This is a genomic window from Luteibacter sp. W1I16 (assembly GCF_050434905.1).
Classification (GTDB): Bacteria; Pseudomonadota; Gammaproteobacteria; order Xanthomonadales; family Rhodanobacteraceae; genus Luteibacter.
The window spans coordinates 712407-737051 of the sequence record NZ_JBNDJJ010000001.1 but is presented as its reverse complement, the minus strand read 5'-3'; the positions used below and the strand labels follow the sequence as shown (position 1 = coordinate 737051).

Genomic DNA, 24645 nt, shown 5'->3' with positions numbered 1-24645 from the left:
TCGCGCGCCCGGCGTCCATCTCCCGCCGCGGCGGGTCTACCTCAAGGCTTGCCAGCCGCCCACCCTCCGGTCCCCGAAGGAGACTGTCGCCCATGGCTTGGAACGAACCCGGTAACGGCCAGAAGGACCCCTGGAACCGCAACCGATCGAGCGGGCGCAAGCCCGACATCGACGCGGCGATCAAGAGCCTCAGGGCCCGGTTCGGCAAGTTCGGCGCGGGTAGCGGCGGTGTCTTCGCCATCGTGCTGGTCTTCATCGCGGCCTGGCTGCTGGTCTCCAGCTACACGGTCATCGACGCCCGCCAGGTGGGCGTGGTGCTGCGCTTCGGCCAGTTCTCGCGCATCCTGCCGCCGGGCTTCCACCTCAAGGCGCCCAGCCCGGTGGAGACCGTGACCAAGGTCGAGACGACCCAGGTGCGCTCGGTGTCCGACAACGTATCGATGCTCACCCGCGACGAGAACATCATCGCGATCGACTTCAACGTGCAGTACCAGGTGTCCGACGCCCGGAAGTTCCTGTACTCGAACGCCGACCGCGAGGAAAACACCATCCACAACGCAGCCGAGGCCGCGGTGCGCTCGGTGGTCGGCGCGAACATCATGGACAACATCCTCACCACGCCGGGCGTCGACACGCCGGCGCCGGACCAGGCGCCCGTCACCGGCGTCGCGCCCGCGGCGAAGGAAACCCTGCAGCAGCAGACGCGCGACATCCTCCAGGCCACGCTCGACAAATACGACGCCGGCATCCTCGTCACCGGCGTCAGCTTCCAGAACGTGTCGCCGCCGAAGGAAGTGAAGGATGCCTTCGACGACGTCAACGCCGCCCGCGAAGACAAGCAGAGCGAAGAGAACAAGGCCCGCGCCTACGAAAGCCAGGTGGTGCCCGTCGCGCGTGGCGAGGCCGCACGCATCGCGGCCGAGGCCGAGGCCGATCGTGTCGAGCGCATCGCACGTGCCAACGGCGACGTGGAACGCTTCAACCTGCTGCTCAAGCAATACCGCGCGGCACCGGACGTCACCCGCCGGCGCCTGTGGCTGGAAACCGTCGAGGAAGTGATGGCCGGCAATCCGAAAGTCATCGATGACAGCAACGGCAAGAACATCATCCAGTTGCCGGTCGAGACGAACAACGGCGCGGTACGCAACGTTCCTGGCGTGGGCACCGTGATCCAGTCCGCGACGACCGACGCCACTCCGAATCCGCCGCAGCAGGGGAGCGCCCAGTGAAGATCGTTTCCGGCCTCATCGTCGTCGCCCTCGTCCTCCTGGGCTTCAACAGCGCCTTCGTGGTGAAGGAAGGCGAGAACGCGCTGCTGTTGCAGTTCGGCCGCATCGTGCGCGCCGATTACCAGCCCGGCCTGCATTTCAAGATTCCGGTCGTGCAGCAAGTGATGCGCTTCGATAACCGCATCCTCGGACTGGATGCCCAGCCCGAACGTTACTTCACGCTCGAGAAGAAGAGCGTCAACGTCGACTTCTATGTGAAGTGGCGGATCGCCGACAACGCGTCTTACTACCGTGCGACCTCGGGTGAACAGGTACAGGCGATCCAGCGCCTTACGCCGATCGTGAAGGATGCGCTGCGTTACGAGTTCAACGCGCGCCCGCTCGAAGATCTCATCGCCGGCGGCCGCAAGGACATCACCGAGCGCGTGCGCCAGCAGACCGACGCCGTCGCCCGCAAGAACCTCGGCATCGCCATCGTCGACGTACGCATCAAGCGCATCGACCTGCCTGACGAAGTGAGCGGTTCTGTCTACAAGCGCATGCGCGCGGAGCGCCTGCAGCTCGCCAACGAACTGCGTTACACGGGGCAGGAGAGTGCCGAGACGATTCGTGCCGATGCCGATCGCCAGAAGCTGGTATTGCTCGCCGACGCCAATCGCGAAGCGACCAAGGTGAAGGGCGATGGCGACGCGCAGGCCGCGGCCATCTATGCGCAGGCATACAGCCAGGATCCCGAATTCTTCGCCTTCTACCGCAGCCTCGCGGCTTACCGAAAAGCCTTTGCCGACGGCAAGGGCACTTTCGTGCTGAAGCCGGATTCCGAATTCCTGCGCTATCTCAACGACGGCCCTGGCCGTCCGCGCTGATCCCGATCCACATCGCCCGGCAGGGCAACGCAACTAAAGAGAAGCATGAACATGGGTAAGTCAGTCGTCATTCTCGGCGCGCAATGGGGCGACGAGGGCAAGGGCAAGATAGTCGATCTCCTCACCGAACGTGTCGGCGCCGTCGCGCGTTTCCAGGGTGGCCACAACGCTGGCCATACGCTGGTGATCAAGGGCAAGAAGACGGTCCTGCACCTCATTCCGTCGGGCATCCTGCGCGACGACGCGCTCTGTCTGATCGGCAACGGCGTGGTGCTCTCGCCGGCCGCCTTGATGAGCGAGATCGCCGAGCTGGAAGAGCAGGGCGTCGACGTGCGTCCGCGCCTGAAGATCTCGCCGGCCACGCCGCTGATCATGCCGTACCACATCGCCGTCGATAAGGCGCGCGAAGTGGCTTCCGGCGCCAAGGCCATCGGCACCACCGGTCGAGGCATCGGTCCGGCGTACGAGGACAAGGTCGCCCGCCGCTCCATTCGCGTGGCCGACCTCATGTACCCGCACGAGCTGCCGGAGAAGGTCCAGGCTGCCGTGGAATACCACAACTTCGTGCTCACCCAGTGGCTGAAGGCCGAGCCTGTCGACTACCAGACCGTGCTCGACGAGGCGCTCACCTGGGGCGAATACCTGCGTCCGATGGTCGATGACGTCGCGACGATCCTGCACGACGTCCGGCGCGAGGGTGGCAACATCCTCTATGAAGGCGCGCAGGGCGCATTGCTCGACATCGACCACGGTACCTATCCCTATGTCACCTCGTCGAACACCACGGTCGGCGGCGCGCTGGCCGGTACCGGCGTCGGTGCGCGTGATATCGACTACGTACTGGGCATCTGCAAGGCCTACGCCACGCGCGTCGGTGGCGGTCCGTTCCCGACCGAGCTCAACGACGAGATGGGCGAACTGCTGCGCAAGAAGGGCAATGAGTTCGGCGCCAGCACGGGCCGTCCGCGCCGCTGCGGCTGGATCGACCTGGTGGCGCTGAAGCGCGCGGTGCAGATCAACGGCATCGACGGCCTCGCCATCACGAAGCTCGACGTCCTCGACGGGCTGGAAAGCATCAAGGTCTGCATCGCGTACGAATACCGTGGCAAGCGTCGTGAGTTGGCGCCGCTGGACGCCGATGGCTGGGCCGAGTGCAAGCCCGTCTACCTCGAATTCCCGGGTTGGGAAGAATCGACCGCGGGTATCCGCGACTGGAACAAGCTGCCGCCGGCCGCCCGCGCCTACCTGCGCGCGGTGGAAGAGCTTTCGGGCTGCAAGCTGGCTCTGGTCGCCACGGGCGCCGATCGTGACGACACGATCGTCCTGGACGACCCGTTCGGCGGCACCGACAACTGCTGATCCCCGGCAGCCCCTCGGGCATACCCCGGTGGGAACCGACCTGGTGGGAGCCGACCCTGGTGGGAGCCGACCCTGTCGGCGATCCCGCGGCAGCGGGCCAGTTTGATGCACGGCTCGGCTTCGCCCTCGCATTCGCTGTGTGCGTCGCGGGGGAGCTGCCGGGCGCCACCCTCGGCGCGACAGGCGGTGCCGTCCCTTGGGAAGGGAAGCCGCTGCGCGGCCGTGTCTGATGGCTGGCGCCCCTTCGGGCTCGGACGGTCGGGCGGGGGTTTTCGATTCGCCCTCCGTGGCTCAGCGAAAACGATCGGCCGTCCAGGCCGATCCCCTTCGGGCCTTGTCCGCCCGCCCGCCCTCGGCTCCTCATGTCGCGCCGAGGGTGGCGCCCGGCAGCTCACTCGACACTGGGGTGATTGGTGGGAAGAGCAAAGCCCGCCGCGCCACGTGCAGCTAGTCACCAGCCATTTGCCGGTTGCCGCACCCGGGTGGGAAGCGGGCTGGCCCGCGATTCGCCACCCAGATGTCGAACGAATGAGGCTGTGCATCGCAACCGAGCGAGTGAGCGGTGACAAGCTTCGCTCGATCATCGCAAGGCCGCCTTCGTCACCGGAGAGATTGAGGAATCGCGGGCCAGCCCGCTTCCCACCCGGGTGCGGGGGGGCTGATACGGAACGGCTTGCCCCGAGGTCCAAAAACAGCAGCCCCGCGCTGTTTTTTATGCGCCGCTTCCGTTCGGCGATGGATGCTCGCCAAGTCTTCCACCCTCCAACGCATGAAGGTCGATCTCCTTCACCGACACCGGCCGGTAATCCGCGCCGAAGGCGACCTCGCCCAACCGCCAGCCCGCCTTGCAGGTGACCGCGCCCCAGAAGCGGCGGAACGCCGCCCAATGCAGGCCCGTCAGCCCTTTCTCGTTGTCCGCGTCCACCATCGGATCGCCCACGCCCGTGGGCCGGATCGGCTCGCCATGCAGCGCGGTGCCGAACAGGGAATCCCAGATCGAGAACACCTGCCCGAAATTGCAGTTGTGCAGGGTGGGGCGGTCCGGGTCCATCAGCATGTGGTGAAGACGGTGGAACACGGGCGAAACGAACAGGCGATCGAGCACGGGCCCGAAGCGCACGCGCACGTTCGCGTGCGAGAAGTTCTGCACTAGTTCGCCCAGCAGCATCAACCACGCGAACTCCGTGGGCGCGACGCCGATCAGCAAGCCCACGCCTGCCAGCACCATCGATTGGAGGAAGCCGTCGACCAGGCTGCCACGGTCGTTGGTCCAGCAACTCATCTGCCGCGTGCTGTGATGCATGCTGTGCAGCGCCCACCACCACGGCAGCGCGTGTTGCAGGCGGTGCATCCAGTAATAGACCAGGTCGTAGATGACGTAGTAGACCAGGAACAACGCCAGCGGATGGCTGTTCAACGCAGGCACCCAGTGCACGATGCCTGATGGTGAATCGTCGTTGCCTGCCGCGCCGGTCCCACCGAAGGCGTTGCCGATCGGCGTCAGGACGAGGTAGCTGAACATCGGGAAGATCCCGAGCAGCATCATCAGCGTGTATTGCCAGTCCACGCGCGTGAGTTCGCGGTCCGGCCACGTCTCGGCGGGGATCACCGATTCGAGCGGGCGGAACACCAAGGCGATGATCGCCACCTGGAGGATCGAGATGAGGATCGCCCCCGCGATTTCGCGCGGATCGCCGGCCAGGCCGGACAGGTGGAGCAGGGCGAGGAACGGGACGATGGCATGGGCACTCGTCCAGTCGACAAGATGGGACCATCCCGCGAACATGCTGGCTACCTTCGCAAGACCGTGCAGGTGCGCGCGGTCGACACTGCGATTAAGCTGCACGCCTCTTTCGTTGGGCTTTCCGCCATGCGCCACATTCCAGGGATCGACGTACGCACTTACGTGGGCAAGGAGATCCTGCCCGTGGCCGAGGAATTGTCCGGATTGCGCCAGGCGGTGTTTCGCGACTGGCCTTACCTCTACGAGGGCGACCGCTCCTATGAGCGGGACTACCTGGCCGCGTATGCCGCCTCGCCGCGCAGCGTGTGTGTCGTCGCGCGCGACGATTCGGGGCGCGCGGTGGGTGCCTCCACCGGCATGCCCCTCGCCGACGAAGGCGAGGTCTTCCGCAGGCCCTTCGAAGAACACGGGGTCGCGCCGGACGACGTGTTCTATTTCGGCGAGTCGGTATTGCTCGCGCCGTGGCGTGGACGCGGCATCGGGCATGTCTTCTTCGATGCACGCGAAGCGCATGCGCGCGATGCCGGGGCCTTCCGCTGGACGGCCTTCTGCTCGGTGCGGCGGGAGCCCGGGGATCCACGCAAGCCGGCGAACCATCATCGGAACGACGCGTTCTGGCTCGGGCGGGGCTACAAGCCGGTCATCGACCTGAGCTGCACGCTGTCGTGGAAGGAAATCGGCGCCGACGCGGCGACGCCGCACACGCTCGATTTCTGGATGCGTGAACTTGACCGGGAATCCGCATGACACGCACGTTGGCGGAGTGGCTCGCTTACCAGGAGCGCACGCATCCGCGCGATATCGCGCTGGGCCTGGAACGTGTGCGCGCGGTCTGGGAAGTGATGGGCGCACCACATCCGGCGCCCATCGTGATCACCGTCGGCGGTACCAACGGCAAGGGGTCCACGGTGGCCTTGCTCGAGGGCATGCTGCGCGCTGCGGGTTACCGCACGGGGTGTTACACCTCGCCGCACCTCCTTCGATACAACGAGCGAATCAGGATCGAGGGCGAGGACGCGTCTGACGAAACACTGGTCGCATCGTTCGAGCGGATCGAGGCGGCGCGCGGTGACATCCCGCAGACTTACTTCGAATTCGGCACGCTGGCCGCGATCGACCTGATGGCGCGCGCGTCGCTCGACGTCGCGGTGCTGGAGGTCGGCCTGGGTGGCCGGCTCGACGCCGTGAACATCATCGACCCCGACGTCGCCGTCGTCACCACGGTGGATCTGGACCACCAGGACTGGCTCGGCGGCGATCGCGACAGCATCGGCCGCGAGAAAGCGGGCATCGCACGCGCGGGCCGCCCCGCCATCGTCGGCGAACCGGCGCCCCCGGCCGGCCTGCTGCAAGCCCTGCGCGACATCGGCGCCGACATCGTCCGCGCCGGCGAGGCTTTCACCGTCACCACGGCACCTTCGGCCCTCGCCGCTGAGGCGGCTCCCACAAGGGCGGCTCCCACGGATTGGCGCTGGACCCATCGGGACGGCACGGTGCTCGACCTGCCCTGGCCGGCCCTCGACGCACCGGTACAGATCACCAACGCGGCGACGGCCATCGCCGCCATCCATGCCTTGGGTTCCCGTGTGGACGTATCGCCGGAAGCCATCCGGCGCGCCCTCGAACAGGTGCGCGTGGCCGGCCGTCTCCAGCGCATCGCCGAACGTCCGCGCACCCTCGTCGACGTGGGCCATAACCCCCAGGCCGCGCGAGCGCTGGCGGCATGGCTGGACGCCGAGCCCTCGGCTGGCCGAGTCTTCGCCGTATACGGCGCCCTCGCGGACAAGGACGTGGCCGGTGTCGTCGCCGCCTTGGGGCGACGGATCGATGGCTGGTTCCTGGCCGGCCTGGAGCGCGATACCCCGCGTGGCCTGCCTGCAGACGCGATCGCGGCCACGCTCGCCGCCGTGCTTCCGGATGCCGCCGCGCAGGCGTTTCCTGACGTCGCCCGGGCCTGGGCGGCCGCACGCGCCGCCGCGGGCGACGAGGACACCGTGCTGCTTTTCGGCTCGTTCTTCGTCGCGGGCGCCGCCTTGTCCAAGGCCACGTGAACGCGGGCACCGGCGAGACGCCGGGGCAGGTCCATTGCCGGTTATAATCGCCGCGATCCGCTTTGCACCGGTCGTATGGAGCCTTCCTTGAAAACACGCATGCTGGGTGCCGCCGTCCTGATCGCCCTGGCGGTCCTGTTCTTGCCGATGTTGTTCTCAAGCACGCCGCCCAAGTCCGACGCCGACCAGACCGTCAGCCTGGCGATTCCGCCGGCACCGGACCGCGAACTGCAGACGCGCACGCTCGACGTGGCCCCGACCGGCTCCCCGGCGACGGTGAATGGCCCGCAGACGGCGGGCGTGCCGGCCGGTGCGGCACCACAGCAGCCCGCGCCCGCCGTTTCGGCGCCTGCCGCCAGCGTCACGCCGGGCAGTGGCGGCCGTCTGGCCTCGGTGGACATCGCCTCGCGCAAGCCGGCCGACGCCCTGCCGGAAGATTTCGCCAACGCGCCTGCGGCCAGCAAGCCGGCGGCGGCCCCGGTCAAACCGGCAGCCAAGCCCGCCACGACGCCGGTTGCCTCGGCACCGCCGTCCACCCCCGCCGCGGCACCGGCGTTGCCGCCGGGTACCGCCGCACGGGGCAGCTACAGCATCAACCTCAGCGCCTATGCGGACCGCTCGAAGGCCGATACCCTCGTGCAGAAGGTGAAGGCGCTGGGCTATCCCGTGAGCACGGCCTCGACCACGCAGGCCGGCAAATCGCTTACCCGGGTCTCCGCCGGGCCGTTCGAATCGCGTGCCGCCGCCGAGACCGCCCGGCTGAAGATCGTCGCCGCGGTCCCGGGTGCGCCCGCCAGCCTGTCGACCCGGGCCGAGACGCAGGCCGCCGACGTACCGGCGCCGCCACGCGCCGCCGCCGCGCCGGCGCCCGCCGCGGCTACGCCCAGCGTGCCCTCGGCCGCGCCGCGCGCGGGGGGCTTCGCCGTCCAGGTCGCCGCCGTCAGCAGCGAGACCGAAGCCACGCGCCTGCGCGACAAGCTGCGCGGCGCCGGCATTCCGGGTTATGTGGACAGCATCGCCTCCAGCAGCGGCGCCAAGTTGTGGCGCGTCCGTGCGGGTCCCCAGACGCAGCGTGACGACGCGGTGCGCCTGAAGGACCAGATCAAGGCCAAGGTGGGCCTCGATGGGGTGGTCGTCCCGGCGCCCTGACGGGCCGGACCGACTCCCATCGTGAATTCGAGGAGCGTCACGTGAACTGGGCCGACTACGTCATCCTTGCCGTGCTGTTCATTTCGGTCTTGATCGGCCTCGCGCGCGGCCTCATCTCCGAAGTGCTTTCGCTGGTGATCTGGGTGGCCGCGTTCTGGATCGCGTGGCTGTTCGGACCGACGGTCGCGCGTTACTTCGAAAGCAGCGTATCGCTGCCGACGGCGCGGATCGCCATCGGATACGGCTTGTGCTTCATCACGGTACTGCTGGTCGGCGCCGTGTTCCGGTTCCTGATTTCGCGCCTGGTCTCGGGAACGGGGCTGGGTGGCATGGACCGCCTGCTCGGGATGATCTTCGGTCTCGCGCGCGGCGTGCTCATCGTGAGCGGCGTGGTGTTCCTGCTGGGCTTCACGCCGCTGCCGAACGAGCCGATGTGGCGCGAATCGGCGATGCTGCCGCAGTTCGCCGCGCCGGCCGCATGGCTGGGCCAGCAGGTGCCGCCGGGCGTTCGCGAATACATGCACCCGCCGGCGGCGCTGCAGAACATGAAGATGCCGGACGTGAAACTGCCCAGCCGGGAAGAACTGATGAAACTGCGCGACCTGACGATCCCCGCGCAACCCTCGAAAGATTCGAATGCTCACCCTGCCGCCGCGACCACGGCGGCCTCTTCGTAGAAGGCAAGACCCATGTGCGGAATCATCGGCATCGTCGGTACCACGGAAGTGGCATCGGCCCTGTATGACGGCCTGACCGTCCTGCAACACCGCGGGCAGGATGCCGCCGGCATCGCCACGGTGGATGGCGCGCGCCTTCGCCTGCACAAGGGCAACGGGCTGGTTCGCGACGTCTTCAATTCCGCCGGCGTCAGCAAGCTGCGCGGACGCATCGGCATCGGCCATTGCCGTTACCCCACGGCAGGGTCCGAGGGTACCGAGGAGGCGCAGCCGTTCTACGTCAACTCGCCGTACGGCATCGCCTTCGCGCACAACGGCAACCTCGTGAACACCGAGACCCTGCGCAAGGAGATGTTCGAGGACGACCGCCGGCACATCGACACCGATTCCGATTCCGAAGTGCTGCTGAACGTGCTCGCGCACGAACTGCAGGTGGACGATCGCGGCGACCTCACGCCGGAGCATGTCTTCAAGGCGATTTCTCGCGTGCATGCGCGCGCGCGGGGCGGCTATGCCTGTATCGCCCTGGTGCTCGGATACGGCCTGATCGCCTTCCGCGATCCCAACGGCATCCGCCCGCTGGTGCTCGGCGAGCGCGTCACCCCGGAAGGCCGCGAATATGCGATCGCGTCCGAGTCGGTGGCACTCGACGTGCTCGGCTTCAAGCGCGTGCGCGACATCGCGCCGGGTGAAGCGGTGATCGTCACCGATGGTGGCGAGTTGCACGCGCAGCGTTGCGCCGAAGGCGCCGTCCATGCGCCATGCATCTTCGAATACGTCTACCTGGCGCGTCCCGATTCGATGATCGAAGACGTCTCGGTGTACAAGGCCCGCCTGCGCATGGGCGAGAAGCTGGCCGAGAAGATTCTCCGCGAACGTGGTCCCGACCACGGCATCGACGCGGTCATACCCATTCCCGACACATCGCGCACGGCCGCGAGCTCGCTGGCGCAGGCGCTGGGCGTGCCCATGCGCGAGGGCCTGGTGAAAAACCGCTATATCGGTCGCACCTTCATCATGCCGGGGCAGGGCGAACGCGTGAAATCGGTGCGTCGCAAGCTCAACGCGATCGACCTCGAGTTCCGGAAGAAGAACGTCCTGCTGGTCGACGACTCGATCGTCCGTGGCACCACGTCGCGCCAGATCATCCAGATGGCCCGGGACGCCGGTGCGAAGAACGTGTACTTCGCCTCGGCCGCGCCACCGGTGCGTTATCCGAACATCTACGGCATCGACATGCCCGCGGCTTCCGAACTGGTCGCGGCAGGCCGCACGGTGGAAGAAGTGGAGAAGGCGTTGGGCGCGGACTGGTTGATCTACCAGGATCTGGAAGACCTCATCTGGGCCGTCGCGGATGGCAACGAGGAACTGACGCGCTTCGATACGTCCTGCTTCTCCGGAGAGTACGTCACGGGGGTCGAGGCGGGTTTCCTCGAACAGCAGGAAGCACTGCGTTCCGATGCGGCCAAGAACGAGCGCCGCAGCGCCTGAGCATGGGGCGGCACGGATGACGACGGGCGCCGCCAGTTGCCTATGAACGACCTGCACGCCGCCGCCCGCCGTTGCCTCGACGCGACCGATCCGGCCGAGAAGGTCCGGCTCAGTTTCGAGACCTGGGCAGCGTTGCAAGCGGGCGACCTGGTGCCGGATTCCTCATCTCCCCCGGCACGTCCGATCGGACTTCCGGGCCGCCCTGAACGTCCTCGCCTGGTTCCTTCCCGCGACGTGGCACAGCGCGGCCTTGGCACGGCGGAAGGCCGCGCCGCGCTCGTGCACGCCATCGCGCATATCGAATTCAACGCGATCGATCTCGCGTGGGACGCGGTGTACCGCTTCCGCGGAAAGCCATCGGCATATTACCGCGACTGGGCATCCTGCGCCAACGACGAGGCGCGTCACTTCACGATGCTGTCCAGCCGCCTCTCCGAACTCGGCCACGTCTACGGTGATTTCGACGCGCACAACGGCTTGTGGGAAATGGCGGAGAAGACCGCGCACAGCGATACGGCTCGCATGGCCCTGGTGCCGCGTGTCCTGGAAGCGCGTGGTCTCGATGTCACTCCCGGCATGATGGAGCGGCTACGCCGCCAGGGTGACGAACGTACCGTCGCCATCCTGGAGGTGATCCTGCGCGAAGAAGTGGCCCATGTGGCGGCGGGAACGCGTTGGTTCCATTGGTGCTGCGAGCGTGACGGGATCGAGCCCGAGGCCACGTTCGCGCAGCTGCTCGCCGATTACATGAATGGGTCGCTGCGGGGTCCGTTCAATCTCGATGCCCGCCGCGCGGCGGGGTTCTCGGAGACCGAGTTGGTTTGGCTGGGTACCCTGGGCTGAGCCTGGGCCAGGTTACGGCAAGCACCCATCGCCGACAGGGTTGGCTCCCACCAGGCTGCATCCACCAAGCAGCGGCAGCGGCCTTTGGCCCGGTATCAGGTGAGCAGCGACAGGCCGCGGAGGTCGACGGACTTACCGTCGATCGACAAGACCGAGCCGTGGTCGTACCAGTCGCCCAACACGATCCGTTGCGCGAGCGCGCCATCGAGTTCGAAGTCGTGAATGGCGGGCCGGTGAGTATGCCCGTGCACGAGGCGGCGGACTCCGGCGCGGCGCATGGCGTCTTCGACCGCGTCCTGGTTCACGTCCATGATCGTCTCGTCGATGCGCCCGGTACGTGACTTGCTGTCGCTGCGTGCTTGCGCGGCGAAGGCGCGGCGTGCCTCCAGCGGCATCGAGAGGACCTGGGTCTTCCATGCCTCCGTTCTTACCTGGGCGCGAACGGCCTGGTATTCGACATCGTCGGTGCAGAGTACGTCGCCGTGCATCAGCAGGGTGGGCACGCCTTCGATATCGTGCACGGTGCCGTCGTCGAGCAGGGTCATGCCCGCGCGCTCGGCGAAGGCGGGTCCGAGCAGGAAGTCGCGATTGCCGACCATGAAGTAGACGGGAACACCGGCATCGCTCAAGCCGCGCGTGGCTTGGGCGATCCGTGCCGGCAGTTGTGCGTCGTCGTCGTCGCCGATCCACGCTTCGACAAGGTCGCCGAGAATGTAGAAGGCGTTTGCCGAGCGTGCTTCGTCCGAAGCGAGGAAGTGTTCGAACAACAGCGTGATATCGGGCCGCGCCTCGTCGAGGTGCAGGTCGGCGATGAATAGCGTGCTCATGCGGCCTTCGGTGGCGTCGGGGTTTTCTTCTCACCCTTCTTGGGCGTGGCCTGTTTGACCGGCGCGGTCGCGGGCTTCGCCGGTGCGCTGGCGGGGGCCGCGGCGGAGGAAGAGCGGGCAGGTGCCGCTTTCTCTTCGCCGACCACGCTGGCCGATTCGATGACGACCAGCGGATTCGGCACGTCGCCGACGAACGGGCCCTGCGCGCGCGTGGGCAGGGCGGCGATCTTGTCGATCGTGTCCATGCCGGTGACGACCTTGCCGAACACGGCGAAGCCCCAGGTGAGGCCACTCTGGTTGCTCACGTAGTCGAGCCGACGATTGTCGACGAGGTTGACGAAAAACTGTGCCGTACCCGAGTTCGGGTCGGTTCCGCGTGCCACCGCGACGGTGCCGCGCAGGTTGGAGAGTCCGTTGTCCGCCTCGCTGGGGATCGCCGCGCGGGTGCGCCGCTGTGTCAGGTCGCGGCTGTAGAGGCCGCCCTGGACCATGTAGCCGTCGACCACGCGATGAAACACCGTGCCGTCGTAGAAGCCGTCTCGCACGTACTGAAGGAAGTTGGCGACGCTCTTGGGCGCCTTCTCCGGGAACAGTTCCAGGGTGAAATCGCCCTGGGTGGTATGCATCGTCACACGGGGGTGCTCGATGGCGCCAGGCGCTGGTGCCGCCGGCTTGGCCGCCTGCGCGAGCGCAAGGGCGGGCAGGGCGAAGAGGACGCTGGCGAAGACGGCTTTGAGCATGGGTGACCGGTCGTGACGGTGAAACATTCCCGGCATGATACCCCCCTTTGCAGGGCGTATCGCGGTCATTCGGTCACGATCTCCAGTTCCAGGCCCAGCTCCGCGAGAGGTTCGCGCTCCTGTTCCAGGTCGGCCTCGGTCAGCGGATGCTGGTCGAGCCAGTCGGCGGGAAGCGACAGGCGCAGCCGCTGCCGCGTGGCCACGGCACGGATGCGCGGCAACGCCTCGGCCCGCCGCGCCCGGCGGAAAAGCACCCCCAGGCGCAGGATCGCCGTGATATGGCGGGCCAGCATGCGATAACGCACGGGCAGCGCGGAGATGACCGACTTCTCCGGCTTGCGCCGGTGGCATTCGACGATCGCCGCAAGTAATTGCTGCTCCTGTCGCGAAAAGCCCGCCATGTCGGCGTGGCGCAGGATATACGCGCCATGTCGCTGGTGCTGGCTGTGGGCGATGGCGAGGCCGAGTTCGTGCACGCGCGATGCCCACGACAGCCACTCGCGCGCGTCGTCGTCGAGCTTCCAGACCTTGGCCAGCTGGTCGAACAAGGCCAGTGCGGTGGTTTCCACGCGCCGAGCCTGTGCGCGGTCGACGCCGTAACGGCTCGCCAGCGAATCGATGCTGGCCATGCGCGGGTCGGTGCCCGCGGAACGGCCGATCAGGTCCCAGAGCAGGCCCTCGCGCATCGAGCTTTCGGAGACGCGCAGGCGATCGATGCCCAGCGCGTCGAAAGCAGCCTCGAAAATGGCCACGCCGCCCGCGAACACTTCGGCGCGGTCGTCGGCGAGACCCGGTAATTTCAGCGTGTTGGAGGATCCCTGCTCGATCAGCGCTTCGCGGACCGCCGCGAGCGATTCCGGCGTGATCCCGTCGTCGGACAACTTCATTGCCCGGACGACCGAACCGATCGCCTTCGCGGTGCCGGATGAACCGTAGGCGTCGGCCCAGCCGGCCTCGCGGTAGTCCTCGGAAAACTGCTGGAGCAGCACGCCGATCTCGCGGCGCGCCCGCAGCCAGCGCTTGCGGGTGATCTTGCCGCCGGGAAAGAAGCGCAGCGTGGAGGCGATGCAGCCCACCTGCACGCTCTCCGTGAGGATAGGCGAGGTGCCGCGGCCCACGATGAACTCGGTGCTGCCGCCACCGATGTCGATCACCAGGCGGTGATCGCGCGAGGCGGGCAGGTCGTGGGCGGCGCCCAGGAAGATGAGCCGGCCTTCCTCGCGACCGGAGACGATTTCCACCGGGTGGCCCAACGCCGCCTCGGCGGCGGAAAGGAACGCGTGCGGCGAGGCGAGCCTGCGCACGGTGTTGGTCGCCACCGCGCGCACATGCAGCGCCGGGATGCCGGCGATGCGCTGGCCGAAGCGGGCGAGGCTGGCGAGTGCGGCGGCGCGATGGTTGGCATCCAGCGTGCCGTCGGGCCGCAAGCCCACGGCCATGCGCACGGAGTCGCGCAGGCGGTCGATCACGCGGGGCTCGCCGTGCTCGTAGCGCGCGACGACCATGTGGAAGCTGTTCGAGCCGAGGTCGACGGCGGCGAGCAATTCGCCTTCGTTGATCTGCGATTTACCTGTCGATGCCAAGGTGGAATGTCCGCAGCGGCGTATCGGTGAATTCTGGCATGGTGCCGGGGCTTGCGTGCAAGCGCGTGAATCGTGTGTGGACGTCGAGGACGATCACGAACGAGGGGATCCAGGCTTCGGGAGTGCCGACAAGACGAACAGCACGATGCAAAGAAAGCCGAAAACCCAATAGTCGCTGGGCGCGGGTCCCCACCAGTGACGATGCCAGGGCACGTCCACGGGGTTGAAGCGCGCCAGGCCGAACGCGGGGTTCAGCACGAACCACAGGCCGTCCTCCGCGACCCAGAACAGCATCACGCAAGCGATCGCGCGGACCTGCGCCCGCCAGCTCCAGAACCCACGGAACACCATGGGGAAATGGAAAAACAAGGCGATGAACGGGAAGACCCAGGCGTGATAGCCGGTCATCGGCCGTCCGCCCCATAGCAGGTCGAGCAGCCAGTGGTGATCCACGCGCCAGGTGGGCAGGCTCGTGGCCCAGCCGTTCGGGCCTTCGATCTCGATCTCCACATGCGCGAACATGAAGGCCAGCAGCAAGGTGAAAAGGGCGGTCGAAACCACGGCGGTGAGTCGGCGACGCGGTGAATGGCTCATGTACCGTCCAGGTCGGCGAGCACCGTGCCGATCACCTCGCGCGCCGCATGCGGGCGGCCGATCGCGCGTGCGCTGGCGGCCATGGCGGCCAGGCGTTCGGGATGGGTGCGAAGCTCGCCGATGCGCCAGGCCAGGGCCACGGCGTCGATGGCCTTCCATGCCGCTCCCTGTTCCAGCAGGTAGTCCGCATTGCGTTCTTCCTGGCCGGGAATCGGGGCGTTGACGATCATGGGCAGGCCCATCGCCAGGCATTCGGAGGTGGTGAGGCCGCCGGGCTTGGTGATGGCCAGGTCGCAACACGCCATCAGGCGCTCGACGTGGCGGGTGAAGCCATGCGGAAACAGGCGTCCCGCATGACGCGTGGTGGCGAGCGAGCGCAGGCGTTCCAGCATCGCGGCATTACGTCCCGCGAGCACCACCAGCTGGAAGTCCCCGCCGCTGGAAAGCAGCGTGTCGGCCAGTTCGTCCAGCGCGCCGACGCCCGCGCCACCGCCCATCACCAGGTAAGCGGGGCGGTCGGGATCCATGCCGAAGGATACGGCCAGGGCGCGCCGGTCCTGGGGCTCGGCGAACGCCGGCATCACCGGAATGCCCGTGGTGTGCACGCGCGACGTGGGCAGTCCGACCGCGCGCATGCGTTGCGCGATTTCAGGACTCGCGGCGAAATAACCGGTCATCTCCGGGATCACCCACATGCGGTGCAGGTCGAAGTCGGTCACCTGCAGCCACACGGGCACCGTGATGCGCCCCTTGCGTATCTGCCGCATCAACATCTCGGCGGGCAGGAAATGCGTGCAGACGATCGCATCCGGGGCGAACTGCGTGATCGCCGCGCGCAGGCGGCGCGTGTGCAACCGCTCGATCGTGCGGCGCATGCGCTGGGTCACCGCTTCGGGACGCGTGTCGTCGGTGATGCGATAGAGCATGCCCCACAGTTGTGGGTGCCGCGTGATGAGGCGCAGGTAGAAATCCGCATAGATGCGCCGGAAGCTCGACGGCACGTAGTCCATGACGTCGAGGTGTTTCGCTTCGATCTCGCGCCCCTCGGCCGCGAGCGCGGACACGGTCGCCTCGAGCGCTTCCGCGGCGCGCACATGCCCCGCACCCGCGGATACCGACAGGAGCAGGATGCGCCGCTTCACCCGCTATAAGCCGCAAGCAGGGCCTGCTGCGCGCTATACGGCGCCTCGCCCTTCGCCGGATGGCTGCGCGTGTAGCGCCCATCCCTGCCCAGCAGCCACGCCTGGGTGTTGTCGCTCAGGTAGTTGGCCAGTGTCTCGTTGTAGACGCGGCGCGCCAGCGCCGGCTCCAGGATCGGCACGCCGACCTCGATACGGCGCATGAGGTTGCGCTCCATCCAGTCGGCGCTGGCGCAGTACAGTTCCGGCGCACCGTCGTTGCCGAACCAGTACACGCGGCTGTGCTCGAGGAACCGGCCGATGATCGAGCGCACCCGGATGTTTTCCGAGATGCCGGGAATGCCGGGCCGCAGCGTGCATGCGCCGCGGATGATGAGGTCGACCTGCACGCCCGCCATGGAGGCGCGATACAGGGCCTCGACCACGTGCGCTTCGTTCAGCGCGTTGAGCTTGGCCACGATGCGGCCCGGCCGTCCGTTGCGCGCATGCTCGATCTCCCGTTCGATCTTGGCCATCACGCTGCTGTACAACGTGAAGGGCGAATGCAGCAGGCGCTTGAGCTGGATCATCGGGCCAAGGCCCGACAGCTGCTGGAAGACCTTGTGGATGTCCTCGCCGATTTCCGGATCGGCTGTCATGAGGCCGATGTCCGTGTAACCGCGGCTGTTGCCCTGGTGGTAATTCCCGGTGGACAGATGCACGTAGCGGCGCAGCACGCCACCCGCCTCGCGCCGCACGATCAGGAGCATCTTCGCGTGCGTCTTGTAGCCGACCACGCCGTACACCACCTGCACGCCGGCTTCCTGCAAACGGTTGGCCAGGCCGATGTTGGCCTCTTCGTCGAAGCGGGCGCGCAATTCGATCACCACGGTGACGTCCTTGCCGTTGCGCGCGGCCTCCACCAGGAGATCGACCAGGGGCGAATCCTTGCCCGCGCGATAGAGGGTCTGCTTGATCGCCAGCACGCCGGGGTCCTGCGCGGCGCGGCGCAGCAGTTCGACCACCGAGGCGAACGATTCATACGGGTGGTGCAGCAGCACGTCGCGCATGCCGAGCACGTCGAACTCGTTCACGCCTTTCTCGAACGCGGGGGAAAGACGCGGCGTGAACCGGGGGAACTTGAGTTCGGGACGGTCGATCTGGTCATAGATCAGGCCGGCGCGGATGATGTTGACCGGGCCGTCACATCGGTAGACGTCGGCTTCCTCGAGCTGGAAGTTGGCGATCAGCATCTCGGTGATCGCGCGAGGGCAGTCGGCGCCGACTTCGAGGCGCACCGGACGCGCATAGCCACGGCCGGCGAGTTCCTCGCTCAGCGCGCGGGCCAGGTTTTCCACCTCGGCTTCCTCGACCACCAGTTCGCTGTTGCGCGTGACACGGAACTGATACGTGGAGCAGACCTGGAAACCGGGGAAGATCTCGTCGGCGAAGGCTTGCAGCACTTCCGCCAGGAAGACGAAATCGCCGTCGCCGTCCGAGACCGCGGCGGGCAGGTGGATGATCCGGGGCAGCGACCGGGGCGCGCGCACGAGGGCCATGTGCCCCTCGCGGCCGAAAGCATCGCGGCCCTTGAGCACCACGGCGAGGTTGAGTGTCTTGTTGAGGATGCGCGGGAACGGATGCGCGGGATCGAGCCCCAGCGGTGACAGCACCGGCATGATCTCGTTCTGGAAGTAGCCCAGCAGCCAGCGGCGCTGCTTGTCGCTCCAGTCGTCGCGGGTGAGGAAGCGGATGCCTTCGGCGGCCAGTGCCGGCAGCAGTTCGTCGCGCCAGGTGCCGTACAACTCGGTGACCAGTTCCAGCGTGCGCTCGCGGATGCGCGTGAGGATCTCGCTGGACGACAATCCGTCCGCTCCCGGAATGGCCGCGCCGAGCGCGTGCTTGTGCTTGAGCACGGCCACGCGCACCTCGAAGTATTCGTCGAGGTTGTTGCTGACGATGGTCAGGTAACGCAGCCGCTCCAAGGCGGGCACGTCCGGATCGCGGGCCTGGGCGAGCACGCGGAAATTGAATTCCAGTGCCGCCAGTTCGCGGTTGATGTACAGCTCGGGGGCGCCGAGGTCGACAGGCTCGCTCATTCGTTCCGCTGGTCTTTTCACGGCAGCCGATGGTGGCTCATCGACGATCATGCCGGAAAGCGGCAACGCAGCAAGCCCTGGACGCATTCGGGGGCATGGCTCAGGGATGCAGCCCGGCCGCTTCCTGCAGCCGCGCACCGTCGAGGAGGCGGTCGCTGCCGAAAACGCAGGCGAACGTGGAGCCCTTGCCCGGCTCGCTTTCGATCGAGAGGCGAGCCTGGTGCAGGTTCAGCACGTGCTTCACGATCGACAGGCCCAGGCCGGTACCGCCCGAGTCGCGTGAGCGGCTGGACGAGACGCGGTAGAAGCGCTCGGTGAGGCGGGCGATATGGGCGGCGGGAATACCGAACCCCGAGTCCTGTACCGAGAAGCGGGCCCCGCCCTCGGCCTCGGCCCAACGAATGGCGATGCGTCCCCCGGTCGGCGTATAGCGGACGGCGTTGCTCACCAGGTTGGAGAAGGCGCTATGCAGGTCCTTCGGGGAGCCGAGCAGGTCGTACGACGTGGCGATGTCGAGCGAGACCGTGTGCCTGCCCTGGCTGAGCGCCTCGGCCTCCTTGCGCAGACTGGCCAGCAGGGGCGCCATCTGCACGTGCTCGTCCGCCACGTGATCCTGGGTTTCCAGGCGGGAAAGGGTGAGCAGGTCTTCGACGATCTGTCCCATGCGCTTGGACTGCGCGCGCATCTCGTCCAGCACGGGCGCCAGTTCCGGCACGTCCTCGGGATCGAGCAATTCGAGGTAGCCGTGGATCACCGTCAGCGGGGTGCGCAATTCATGGGAGACGTTGGCGACGAAGTCGCGGCGGATCTGTTCCAGCCGCGTGAGGTGGCTGGTGTCGCGTGCCAGGAGCAGTCGCTGGCGGCTGCCGAAAGGCAGCAGCGTGGCGGTCACGTGGCGGTTGGGATGTCCTGGCGAGGTGACGTCGTTCAGCGGTTCCCGCGCGCCGTCGGTGAGCCAGTCCGCCAGTTCACTGTTGCGCAGCAGTTCGGAGATCGGCCGGCCGCGGTCGCGTGGGCGTTTCAGGCCGAGGAGTTCCTCCGCCGCGTGGTTGAACCAGCGCACGTGCAACGAGTGGTCGAGCAGGACCACCGCGTCGGGCAGGGTTCCAGCCGCGCTGCGCAGGTCGCGCAGGCGGGATGCGATACGGCGGGTGCGGGTCATCAGACGGTCATACTCAGGGGGGCGCGTGGCGGGCGATTGCAACATTGGCCCCGGCTTGTGACGGAACAGCGACAGCAATACGACGATTTCCGCCAGCGCGACGACGGTCACGCCGATGAGCGCGGCGCCCGCGAGCACGCCCACGGCGCCGCCCAAGACGAGCAGGGCGGCACACGCGATGGGCAATCGCCAAGGGGAAACGAAACGAACGGGCATGCGTCGAGCCGATGACGGTCTGGTGAAACGCACCATAGCGCGGCTGGCCCGCTAAAACCTAGGTATTGGACGAGAACCGGTAACCCGCGCCGCGAACCGTCTGGACCATGTCGTCCAGCTTCCACGGTTCGAGGGTCTTGCGCAGGCGGCGGATGTGCACGTCGACCGTGCGTTCCTCGACGTAGACGCTGCCACCCCACACGTGGTCCAGCAGCTGCGCGCGGGAGTACACCCGCTCGGGGTGGGTCATGAAGAAGAACAGCAGGCGGTATTCGGTCGGGCCGATCGGCACCGCGTCCTCACCCGCGAACACGCGGTGCGCCGGGCCGTCGATGCGCAGGCCGCCCAGCTCGACCACGCCGGAACCGTCGTCGCCCTGGCTGCGGCGGAGCACCGCCTTGATCCGCGCGATCAGTTCGCGGGTGGAAAAAGGCTTGATGACATAGTCGTCGACACCGGCCTCCAGGCCGTTCACGCGGTCCATTTCCTCGCCGCGGGCGGTGAGCATGATGATGGGGATTTCCCGCGAGAGTTCCTCGCGGCGCAGGCGGCGGGCCAGCTCCAGTCCGCTCGTGCCGGGCAGCATCCAGTCGAGCAGGATGAGGTCCGGAACACGCTCGGAAATGGCCATCTGGGCGGCGCGGGCGTCCGCGGCGTGGGCCGCGTCCATACCCGCCTTGCGAAGCGCGAAAGCGACCATGTCGCGAATCGAAGCCTCGTCTTCCACGATAAGGATGCGTTTATGCACGCTGGGACCGCTCGTTGGCTGTGACGGTCATATTGCAGCCGTGCTGTGTTACACGGCAATGACAATCGTAACAATCGGCCTACTGGCTGCGTCCGTCGGGGTTGTCGTCGGTGGTGATCCGGCGCTTGCGCAGCTCCAGGAGCAGGGGCGTGAGGTCGCTGATCCGGGCCTGGATACGCGACCGCTGGTAATAATCCAGGTCGTCGCGCTTGAGCAGGCGGCGCAGCTGCTCCATGGCGTCGAAGGGGCGCCCGGACAGATAGGCGCTATCGGCATAGGCCTCGGCGGCACGGATCGTGTCGCCCGATCGCTCGCTGGCGCGGGCGAAGGTGCGGAAGATCTCCGGGTCGTCGCTGTCGTCGAGCATCGGCCGCAACATGGCCGTCGCGGCGCGGGCGTCCTCGGCGCGGCCGGTATCGGCCAGGGCCCGGGCATAGCCCAGCGCGACGGCGCGGTTGCGCGGCGAGTTCTCGTGCAAGGCCTTGTAGATCGTCATGGCATCGCCATGGCGCCCGGCGTTTTCATAGGCGTCGGCCATGCCCAGGCGAAGGATCACGTTGCCAGGCTGGCTGGCCAGCAAGGGTTGCAGCTGGTCCACCGCCTGCGCGCCGTGCCCCGTGCGGAGGAGGGCGAGGGCGTATCCGTATCGATTGGCGGCGGTGTCGAAATCCTTCCGCTTCAGGTTGGTCGCGTAATAGGACGTAAGGCGTTGCGCATCGCCCGAGAGCACGCGCACGCGTTCGCGCATCAACGCATAGGTATCGCCGGCGCTTTCGGGTGCGACCTTGCCACCGGCACTCACCAGGGCCGTCGGATCCTTCACGAAGAGCACCGGGGCCGTGCTCTTTTCCCAGGTGGCCTTGTCGAGCGTGGACAATCGCGGTTTGTTCGCTTGTTTCTCCTCGATCACCCGCGCGCGCGCCTTCGCGTCGCTGATGCGGGCCAGCGTCACCGGGTGGGTCTGGAGCAGCGCGGGCAAGGCTTCCTCGCCCTCACCCACCCGCAGGGTGTCCTGCATGCGGCCGAAGAACTCGGCCATCGCGTCGGGGTCGTAACCCGCGTTGGCGAGGGTCTGGATGCCGACGCGGTCCGCCTCGATCTCGTCCTTGCGGGTGAAATTGATCTGCCGTTGCATGAGCAGCCCCTGACCGCCCATCAGCACCGCCGGCGCGGCGTCGCCGGCCCCGCCGCCAGCACCCGCCGCGATGGCGCCCAGCAGCACCAGGGCCATCAGGGGCGCGTTCTTTTTCGAATCCTCGAACGCCCGGTACAGGTGGTTCTGGGTGATATGGCCGATTTCATGGGCGATGACGCCGGCCAGTTCGCTTTCGCTGCTGGTGATGTTGATCAGGCCCGCATTGACGCCGATGTAGCCGCCTGGCGCGGCGAAGGCGTTGATCTGGGTGTCCTTGACGATGAAGAACGAGAAGTGGTCCTTCGGCCGGTCGCTGGAGGCGACCAGACGGTAGCCCAGGTCGTTGATGTACTGGTCGACCAGGGCGTCGTCGACGGTCAGGTCGAGCGCGTGCATCTGGCGCAGCATCATCGCGCCGTATTCGTCGGCTTCGCGGGGGCTGATCAGGGCATTGGCGGAACTGCCCAGGTCGGGCAGGCGGACGTTGTCCTGGGCGCCCGCGGCGAAGGTCGCGAACGCGGCGGCGGCAAGGATGGAGAGGCGGGAAAGGGGCGGGCGCATAGGTCGAACGACGATACCATCACCTAACGATTAGACACCGTCGACGGTCGCGGCGGTGGGATGGCCTTCGACCGCGTCGAGGCGGCGGGGTTCGCCCCGTCCTTGCAAATTCGGCTGCCGGTCGCCATCTTGCGCCCATTCCGGTTCGGAGAATCCCTCCATGTCCAGCCCCGATATCACCATCTATTCCACCGCCGTCTGCCCCTATTGCGTGGCCGCCAAGAACCTGTTGAAAGCCAAGGGTCTTTCCTGGAACGAGGTGCGTATCGACACCGATCCCGCCCAGCGCGACGCGATGCTGGAAAAGAGCGGTGGCCGCCGCACCGTGCCGCAGATCTTCATCAATGGCACCCATGTGGGTGGTTTCGACGATCTCGCCGCCGCGGACCGCAGCGGCCGGCTGGCCCAGATCATCGAGGCGGCGCACTGATGGCCGGCGATCGCGTGGAAGAATTCACCGCGTTCCGCAAGCGGATGAACGAACGCATCCTCTCGGAAGACAACCAGGTGGTGCGCCGGTTCTTCGCCCTGGACACCCAGACGTACCGCGAGGGCGCGCTGGATGTGAAGACCAAGGAAATGCTGGGCCTGGTGGCGTCGATGGTGCTGCGTTGCGACGACTGCATCAGCTACCACGTGGCGCAGTGCAAGGAAGCCGGCGTGAATCGCGACGAGTTCTTCGAGGTGTTCAGCGTGGGTCTGGTCGTTGGCGGTTCCATCGTGATTCCGCACCTGCGCCGCGCGGTCGATTTCCTCGACTCCCTGGAAACCGAGGCGCCGGCGGATGCCGCGGCCTGCGCGGATCATTCCGCCGCCTGAACAGGCGCGACGGGCGCCCCGCGAGGGGCGCGAAACTTGAAGGAAGCAGGCCGGATCGCCGATAATTGGGCGATTTTTCTCCCCGCGCGCGGCAACCGCGCGCCCTGCGTCCGCTTTCCTTCAGGAGTTACCCCCATGAGCAAGACCATTGCCGTGATCCCCGGCGACGGCATCGGCCCCGAGATCATGGACGCGACCATCCGCGTCCTCGACGCCCTGGACTGCGGCCTCGCCTACGATTTCGTGGACGCGGGCGTGGTCGCGCTCGAAAAGCACGGCGACCTGCTGCCGCAGGCCACGCTGGACAAGATCGCCGAGCACAAGGTCGCCCTCAAGGGCCCGCTGACCACGCCGATCGGCGGTGGCTTCACCTCGATCAACGTCACCCTGCGCCGCAAGTTCGATCTCTACGCGAACGTGCGTCCGGCGATCAGCTTCCCGGGCACGAAGGCGCGCTTCGAGAACATCGACATCATCACGGTGCGCGAGAACACCGAGGGCGCCTACCTCGCCGAAGGTCAGACCCAGACCGGCGAAGGTGACAACGAAGTCGCCATCTCGATGATCCGCAACACCCGCCCCGGCATGCAGCGCATCTGCAAGTACGCTTTCGAGATGGCCCGCCAGAAGGGCCGCAAGAAGGTCACGGCGGTGCACAAGGCCAACATCATGAAGACGTCGTCGGGCCTGTTCCTGACGGTGGCACGCGAAGTGGCGAAGGATTACCCGGACATCGAGTTCAACGAGATGATCGTGGATAACGCCTGCATGCAGCTGGTGATGAATCCGTACCAGTTCGACGTGATCGTCACCACGAACCTGTTCGGCGACATCCTTTCCGACCTCTGCGCCGGCCTCGTGGGCGGCCTCGGCCTCGCGCCGGGTGCCAACATCGGCAAGGATGCGGCGATCTTCGAAGCCGTGCACGGTTCGGCGCCGGACATCGCGGGCCAGAAGAAGGCCAACCCTTGCGCGCTGCTGCTCGCGGCGGCCGACATGCTCGACCACCTCGACATGGTCGCCAAGGCCACCCGCCTGCGTAGCGCCATCCGCGACGTGATGGACGCCGGCGACCGCACCACGCCGGACGTCGGCGGCACGGGCACCACGGACACTTTCGGCGACGCCATCGTCGAACGCATCCGCGCCACGGCCTAACTTGTGGGAGCCGACTTCGTCGGCGATCCCGCGGCAGCGGGCCGGTTTCATGCACGGCTCGGCTTCGCCCTCGCATTCGTTATGCGCGTCGCGGGGGAGCTGCCGGGCGCCACCCTCGGCGCGACAGGCGGTGCCGTCCCTTGGGAAGGGATGCCGCTGCGCGGCCATGCCTGATGGCTGGCGCCCCTTCGGGCTCGGACGGGCGGGCGGGGGTTTTCGATTCGCCCTCCGTGGCTCAGCGAAAACGATCGGCCGTCCTGGCCGATCCCCTACCGGGCCTTGTCCGCCCGCCCGTCCTCGGCTCCTCATGTCGCGCCGAGGGTGGCGCCCGGCAGCTCACTCGACACTGGGGTGGGTTGGTGGGGAAGAGCCGTCTGCCCTCGCCGGTTGCCGCACCCGGGTGGGAAGCGGGCTGGCCCGCGATGCCTCACTCTTTCTGTTGGCGAAGGAAGTTTTGCGGTGATCGAGCCAGGCTT

At 67.2% G+C, this 24645-nt stretch carries 22 protein-coding genes; 12 read left to right on the top strand and 10 right to left on the bottom strand.

Annotation, left to right across the window (positions count from 1 at the left end; genetic code table 11):
- Positions 1-92 precede the first annotated feature (92 nt).
- From hflK to QFZ41_RS03265, 3 genes are read left to right on the top strand one after another with little or no spacing between them, the layout of a single operon-like run.
- Positions 93-1229, top strand: coding sequence for an FtsH protease activity modulator HflK (hflK, locus tag QFZ41_RS03275; protein WP_429197434.1), 1137 nt, complete (start codon positions 93-95; stop codon positions 1227-1229).
- On the top strand, positions 1226-2095 hold the full coding sequence (gene hflC, locus QFZ41_RS03270) for a protease modulator HflC (protein WP_306847828.1): 870 nt from the start codon (positions 1226-1228) through the stop codon (positions 2093-2095). Before hflK ends, hflC begins: the two co-directional genes overlap by 4 nt.
- 51 nt (positions 2096-2146) lie before the next feature.
- Entirely contained in the window at positions 2147-3454 is a 1308-nt protein-coding gene (locus tag QFZ41_RS03265) for an adenylosuccinate synthase (RefSeq protein ID WP_429197433.1), read from the top strand.
- 712 nt (positions 3455-4166) lie between these two features.
- On the opposite strand, the gene QFZ41_RS03260 is transcribed toward QFZ41_RS03265, so the two are convergent.
- On the bottom strand, positions 4167-5240 hold the full coding sequence (locus tag QFZ41_RS03260) for a sterol desaturase family protein (RefSeq protein WP_429200173.1): 1074 nt from the start codon (positions 5238-5240) through the stop codon (positions 4167-4169).
- 84 nt (positions 5241-5324) lie between these two features.
- Here QFZ41_RS03260 and QFZ41_RS03255 point away from each other — a divergent pair, with 84 nt between their 5' ends.
- The 6 genes from QFZ41_RS03255 (at position 5325) to QFZ41_RS03230 (ending at position 11409) form a co-directional block, all read left to right on the top strand.
- Positions 5325-5945 (top strand): GNAT family N-acetyltransferase, encoded by a 621-nt coding sequence (locus QFZ41_RS03255; protein ID WP_429197432.1) that lies wholly within the window; start codon positions 5325-5327, stop codon positions 5943-5945.
- On the top strand, positions 5942-7249 hold the full coding sequence (gene folC / locus QFZ41_RS03250) for a bifunctional tetrahydrofolate synthase/dihydrofolate synthase (protein WP_429197431.1): 1308 nt from the start codon (positions 5942-5944) through the stop codon (positions 7247-7249). The genes QFZ41_RS03255 and folC overlap by 4 nt, the downstream gene beginning before the upstream one ends.
- 87 nt (positions 7250-7336) lie before the next feature.
- A complete protein-coding gene (locus QFZ41_RS03245) occupies positions 7337-8398 on the top strand; it encodes an SPOR domain-containing protein (RefSeq protein WP_429197430.1) in 1062 nt (353 codons plus the stop codon).
- Positions 8399-8439: 41 nt separating this feature from the next.
- Positions 8440-9075 carry a CvpA family protein gene (locus tag QFZ41_RS03240; protein WP_429197429.1) on the top strand — a complete coding sequence of 212 codons (636 nt, stop codon included), beginning with the start codon at positions 8440-8442 and terminating at the stop codon, positions 9073-9075.
- Positions 9076-9087: 12 nt separating this feature from the next.
- A complete protein-coding gene (gene purF, locus QFZ41_RS03235; RefSeq protein WP_429197428.1) occupies positions 9088-10566 on the top strand; it encodes an amidophosphoribosyltransferase in 1479 nt (492 codons plus the stop codon).
- A 42-nt stretch (positions 10567-10608) separates the two neighbouring features.
- Positions 10609-11409 (top strand): ferritin-like domain-containing protein, encoded by an 801-nt coding sequence (locus QFZ41_RS03230; protein ID WP_429197427.1) that lies wholly within the window; start codon positions 10609-10611, stop codon positions 11407-11409.
- Between the two features lie 95 nt (positions 11410-11504).
- Here the strand turns inward: QFZ41_RS03230 and QFZ41_RS03225 are convergent, their stop codons facing one another.
- The 9 genes from QFZ41_RS03225 to QFZ41_RS03185 form a co-directional block, all read right to left on the bottom strand.
- Positions 11505-12236, bottom strand: coding sequence for a UDP-2,3-diacylglucosamine diphosphatase (locus QFZ41_RS03225; RefSeq protein ID WP_429197426.1), 732 nt, complete (start codon positions 12234-12236; stop codon positions 11505-11507).
- Positions 12233-12976: a peptidylprolyl isomerase gene (locus tag QFZ41_RS03220; protein ID WP_429197425.1), complete on the bottom strand. Its 744-nt coding sequence runs from the start codon at positions 12974-12976 to the stop codon at positions 12233-12235. The genes QFZ41_RS03225 and QFZ41_RS03220 overlap by 4 nt, the downstream gene beginning before the upstream one ends.
- Before the next feature lie 65 nt (positions 12977-13041).
- Positions 13042-14559: an exopolyphosphatase gene (locus QFZ41_RS03215; protein ID WP_429197424.1), complete on the bottom strand. Its 1518-nt coding sequence runs from the start codon at positions 14557-14559 to the stop codon at positions 13042-13044.
- A gap of 93 nt (positions 14560-14652) precedes the next feature.
- Positions 14653-15153, bottom strand: coding sequence for a hypothetical protein (locus QFZ41_RS03210; RefSeq protein WP_429197423.1), 501 nt, complete (start codon positions 15151-15153; stop codon positions 14653-14655).
- The gene (locus QFZ41_RS03205) at positions 15150-16295 is read right to left on the bottom strand and encodes an MGDG synthase family glycosyltransferase (protein WP_429197422.1); all 1146 of its coding nucleotides are present in this window, start codon (positions 16293-16295) and stop codon (positions 15150-15152) included. The genes QFZ41_RS03210 and QFZ41_RS03205 overlap by 4 nt, the downstream gene beginning before the upstream one ends.
- Entirely contained in the window at positions 16292-18370 is a 2079-nt protein-coding gene (ppk1, locus tag QFZ41_RS03200) for a polyphosphate kinase 1 (protein ID WP_429197421.1), read from the bottom strand. The genes QFZ41_RS03205 and ppk1 overlap by 4 nt, the downstream gene beginning before the upstream one ends.
- A 100-nt stretch (positions 18371-18470) precedes the next feature.
- Positions 18471-19748 carry a phosphate regulon sensor histidine kinase PhoR gene (gene phoR, locus QFZ41_RS03195; protein WP_429197420.1) on the bottom strand — a complete coding sequence of 426 codons (1278 nt, stop codon included), beginning with the start codon at positions 19746-19748 and terminating at the stop codon, positions 18471-18473.
- Between the two features lie 58 nt (positions 19749-19806).
- Positions 19807-20496 carry a phosphate regulon transcriptional regulator PhoB gene (gene phoB / locus QFZ41_RS03190; protein WP_166698972.1) on the bottom strand — a complete coding sequence of 230 codons (690 nt, stop codon included), beginning with the start codon at positions 20494-20496 and terminating at the stop codon, positions 19807-19809.
- Between the two features lie 79 nt (positions 20497-20575).
- Positions 20576-22192, bottom strand: a complete 1617-nt coding sequence (locus tag QFZ41_RS03185; RefSeq protein WP_429197419.1) for a M48 family metalloprotease — start codon at positions 22190-22192, stop codon at positions 20576-20578.
- A gap of 160 nt (positions 22193-22352) precedes the next feature.
- On the opposite strand from QFZ41_RS03185, the gene grxC reads away from it, so the two are divergent.
- The 3 genes from grxC to QFZ41_RS03170 all read left to right on the top strand — a co-directional run bounded on the left by grxC (position 22353) and on the right by QFZ41_RS03170 (position 24169).
- Positions 22353-22622, top strand: a complete 270-nt coding sequence (grxC, locus tag QFZ41_RS03180; RefSeq protein WP_429197418.1) for a glutaredoxin 3 — start codon at positions 22353-22355, stop codon at positions 22620-22622.
- On the top strand, positions 22622-23011 hold the full coding sequence (locus tag QFZ41_RS03175) for a carboxymuconolactone decarboxylase family protein (protein WP_371024778.1): 390 nt from the start codon (positions 22622-22624) through the stop codon (positions 23009-23011). The genes grxC and QFZ41_RS03175 overlap by 1 nt, the downstream gene beginning before the upstream one ends.
- A gap of 135 nt (positions 23012-23146) precedes the next feature.
- Positions 23147-24169, top strand: a complete 1023-nt coding sequence (locus QFZ41_RS03170) for an isocitrate dehydrogenase (protein WP_429197417.1) — start codon at positions 23147-23149, stop codon at positions 24167-24169.
- Positions 24170-24645 lie beyond the last annotated feature (476 nt).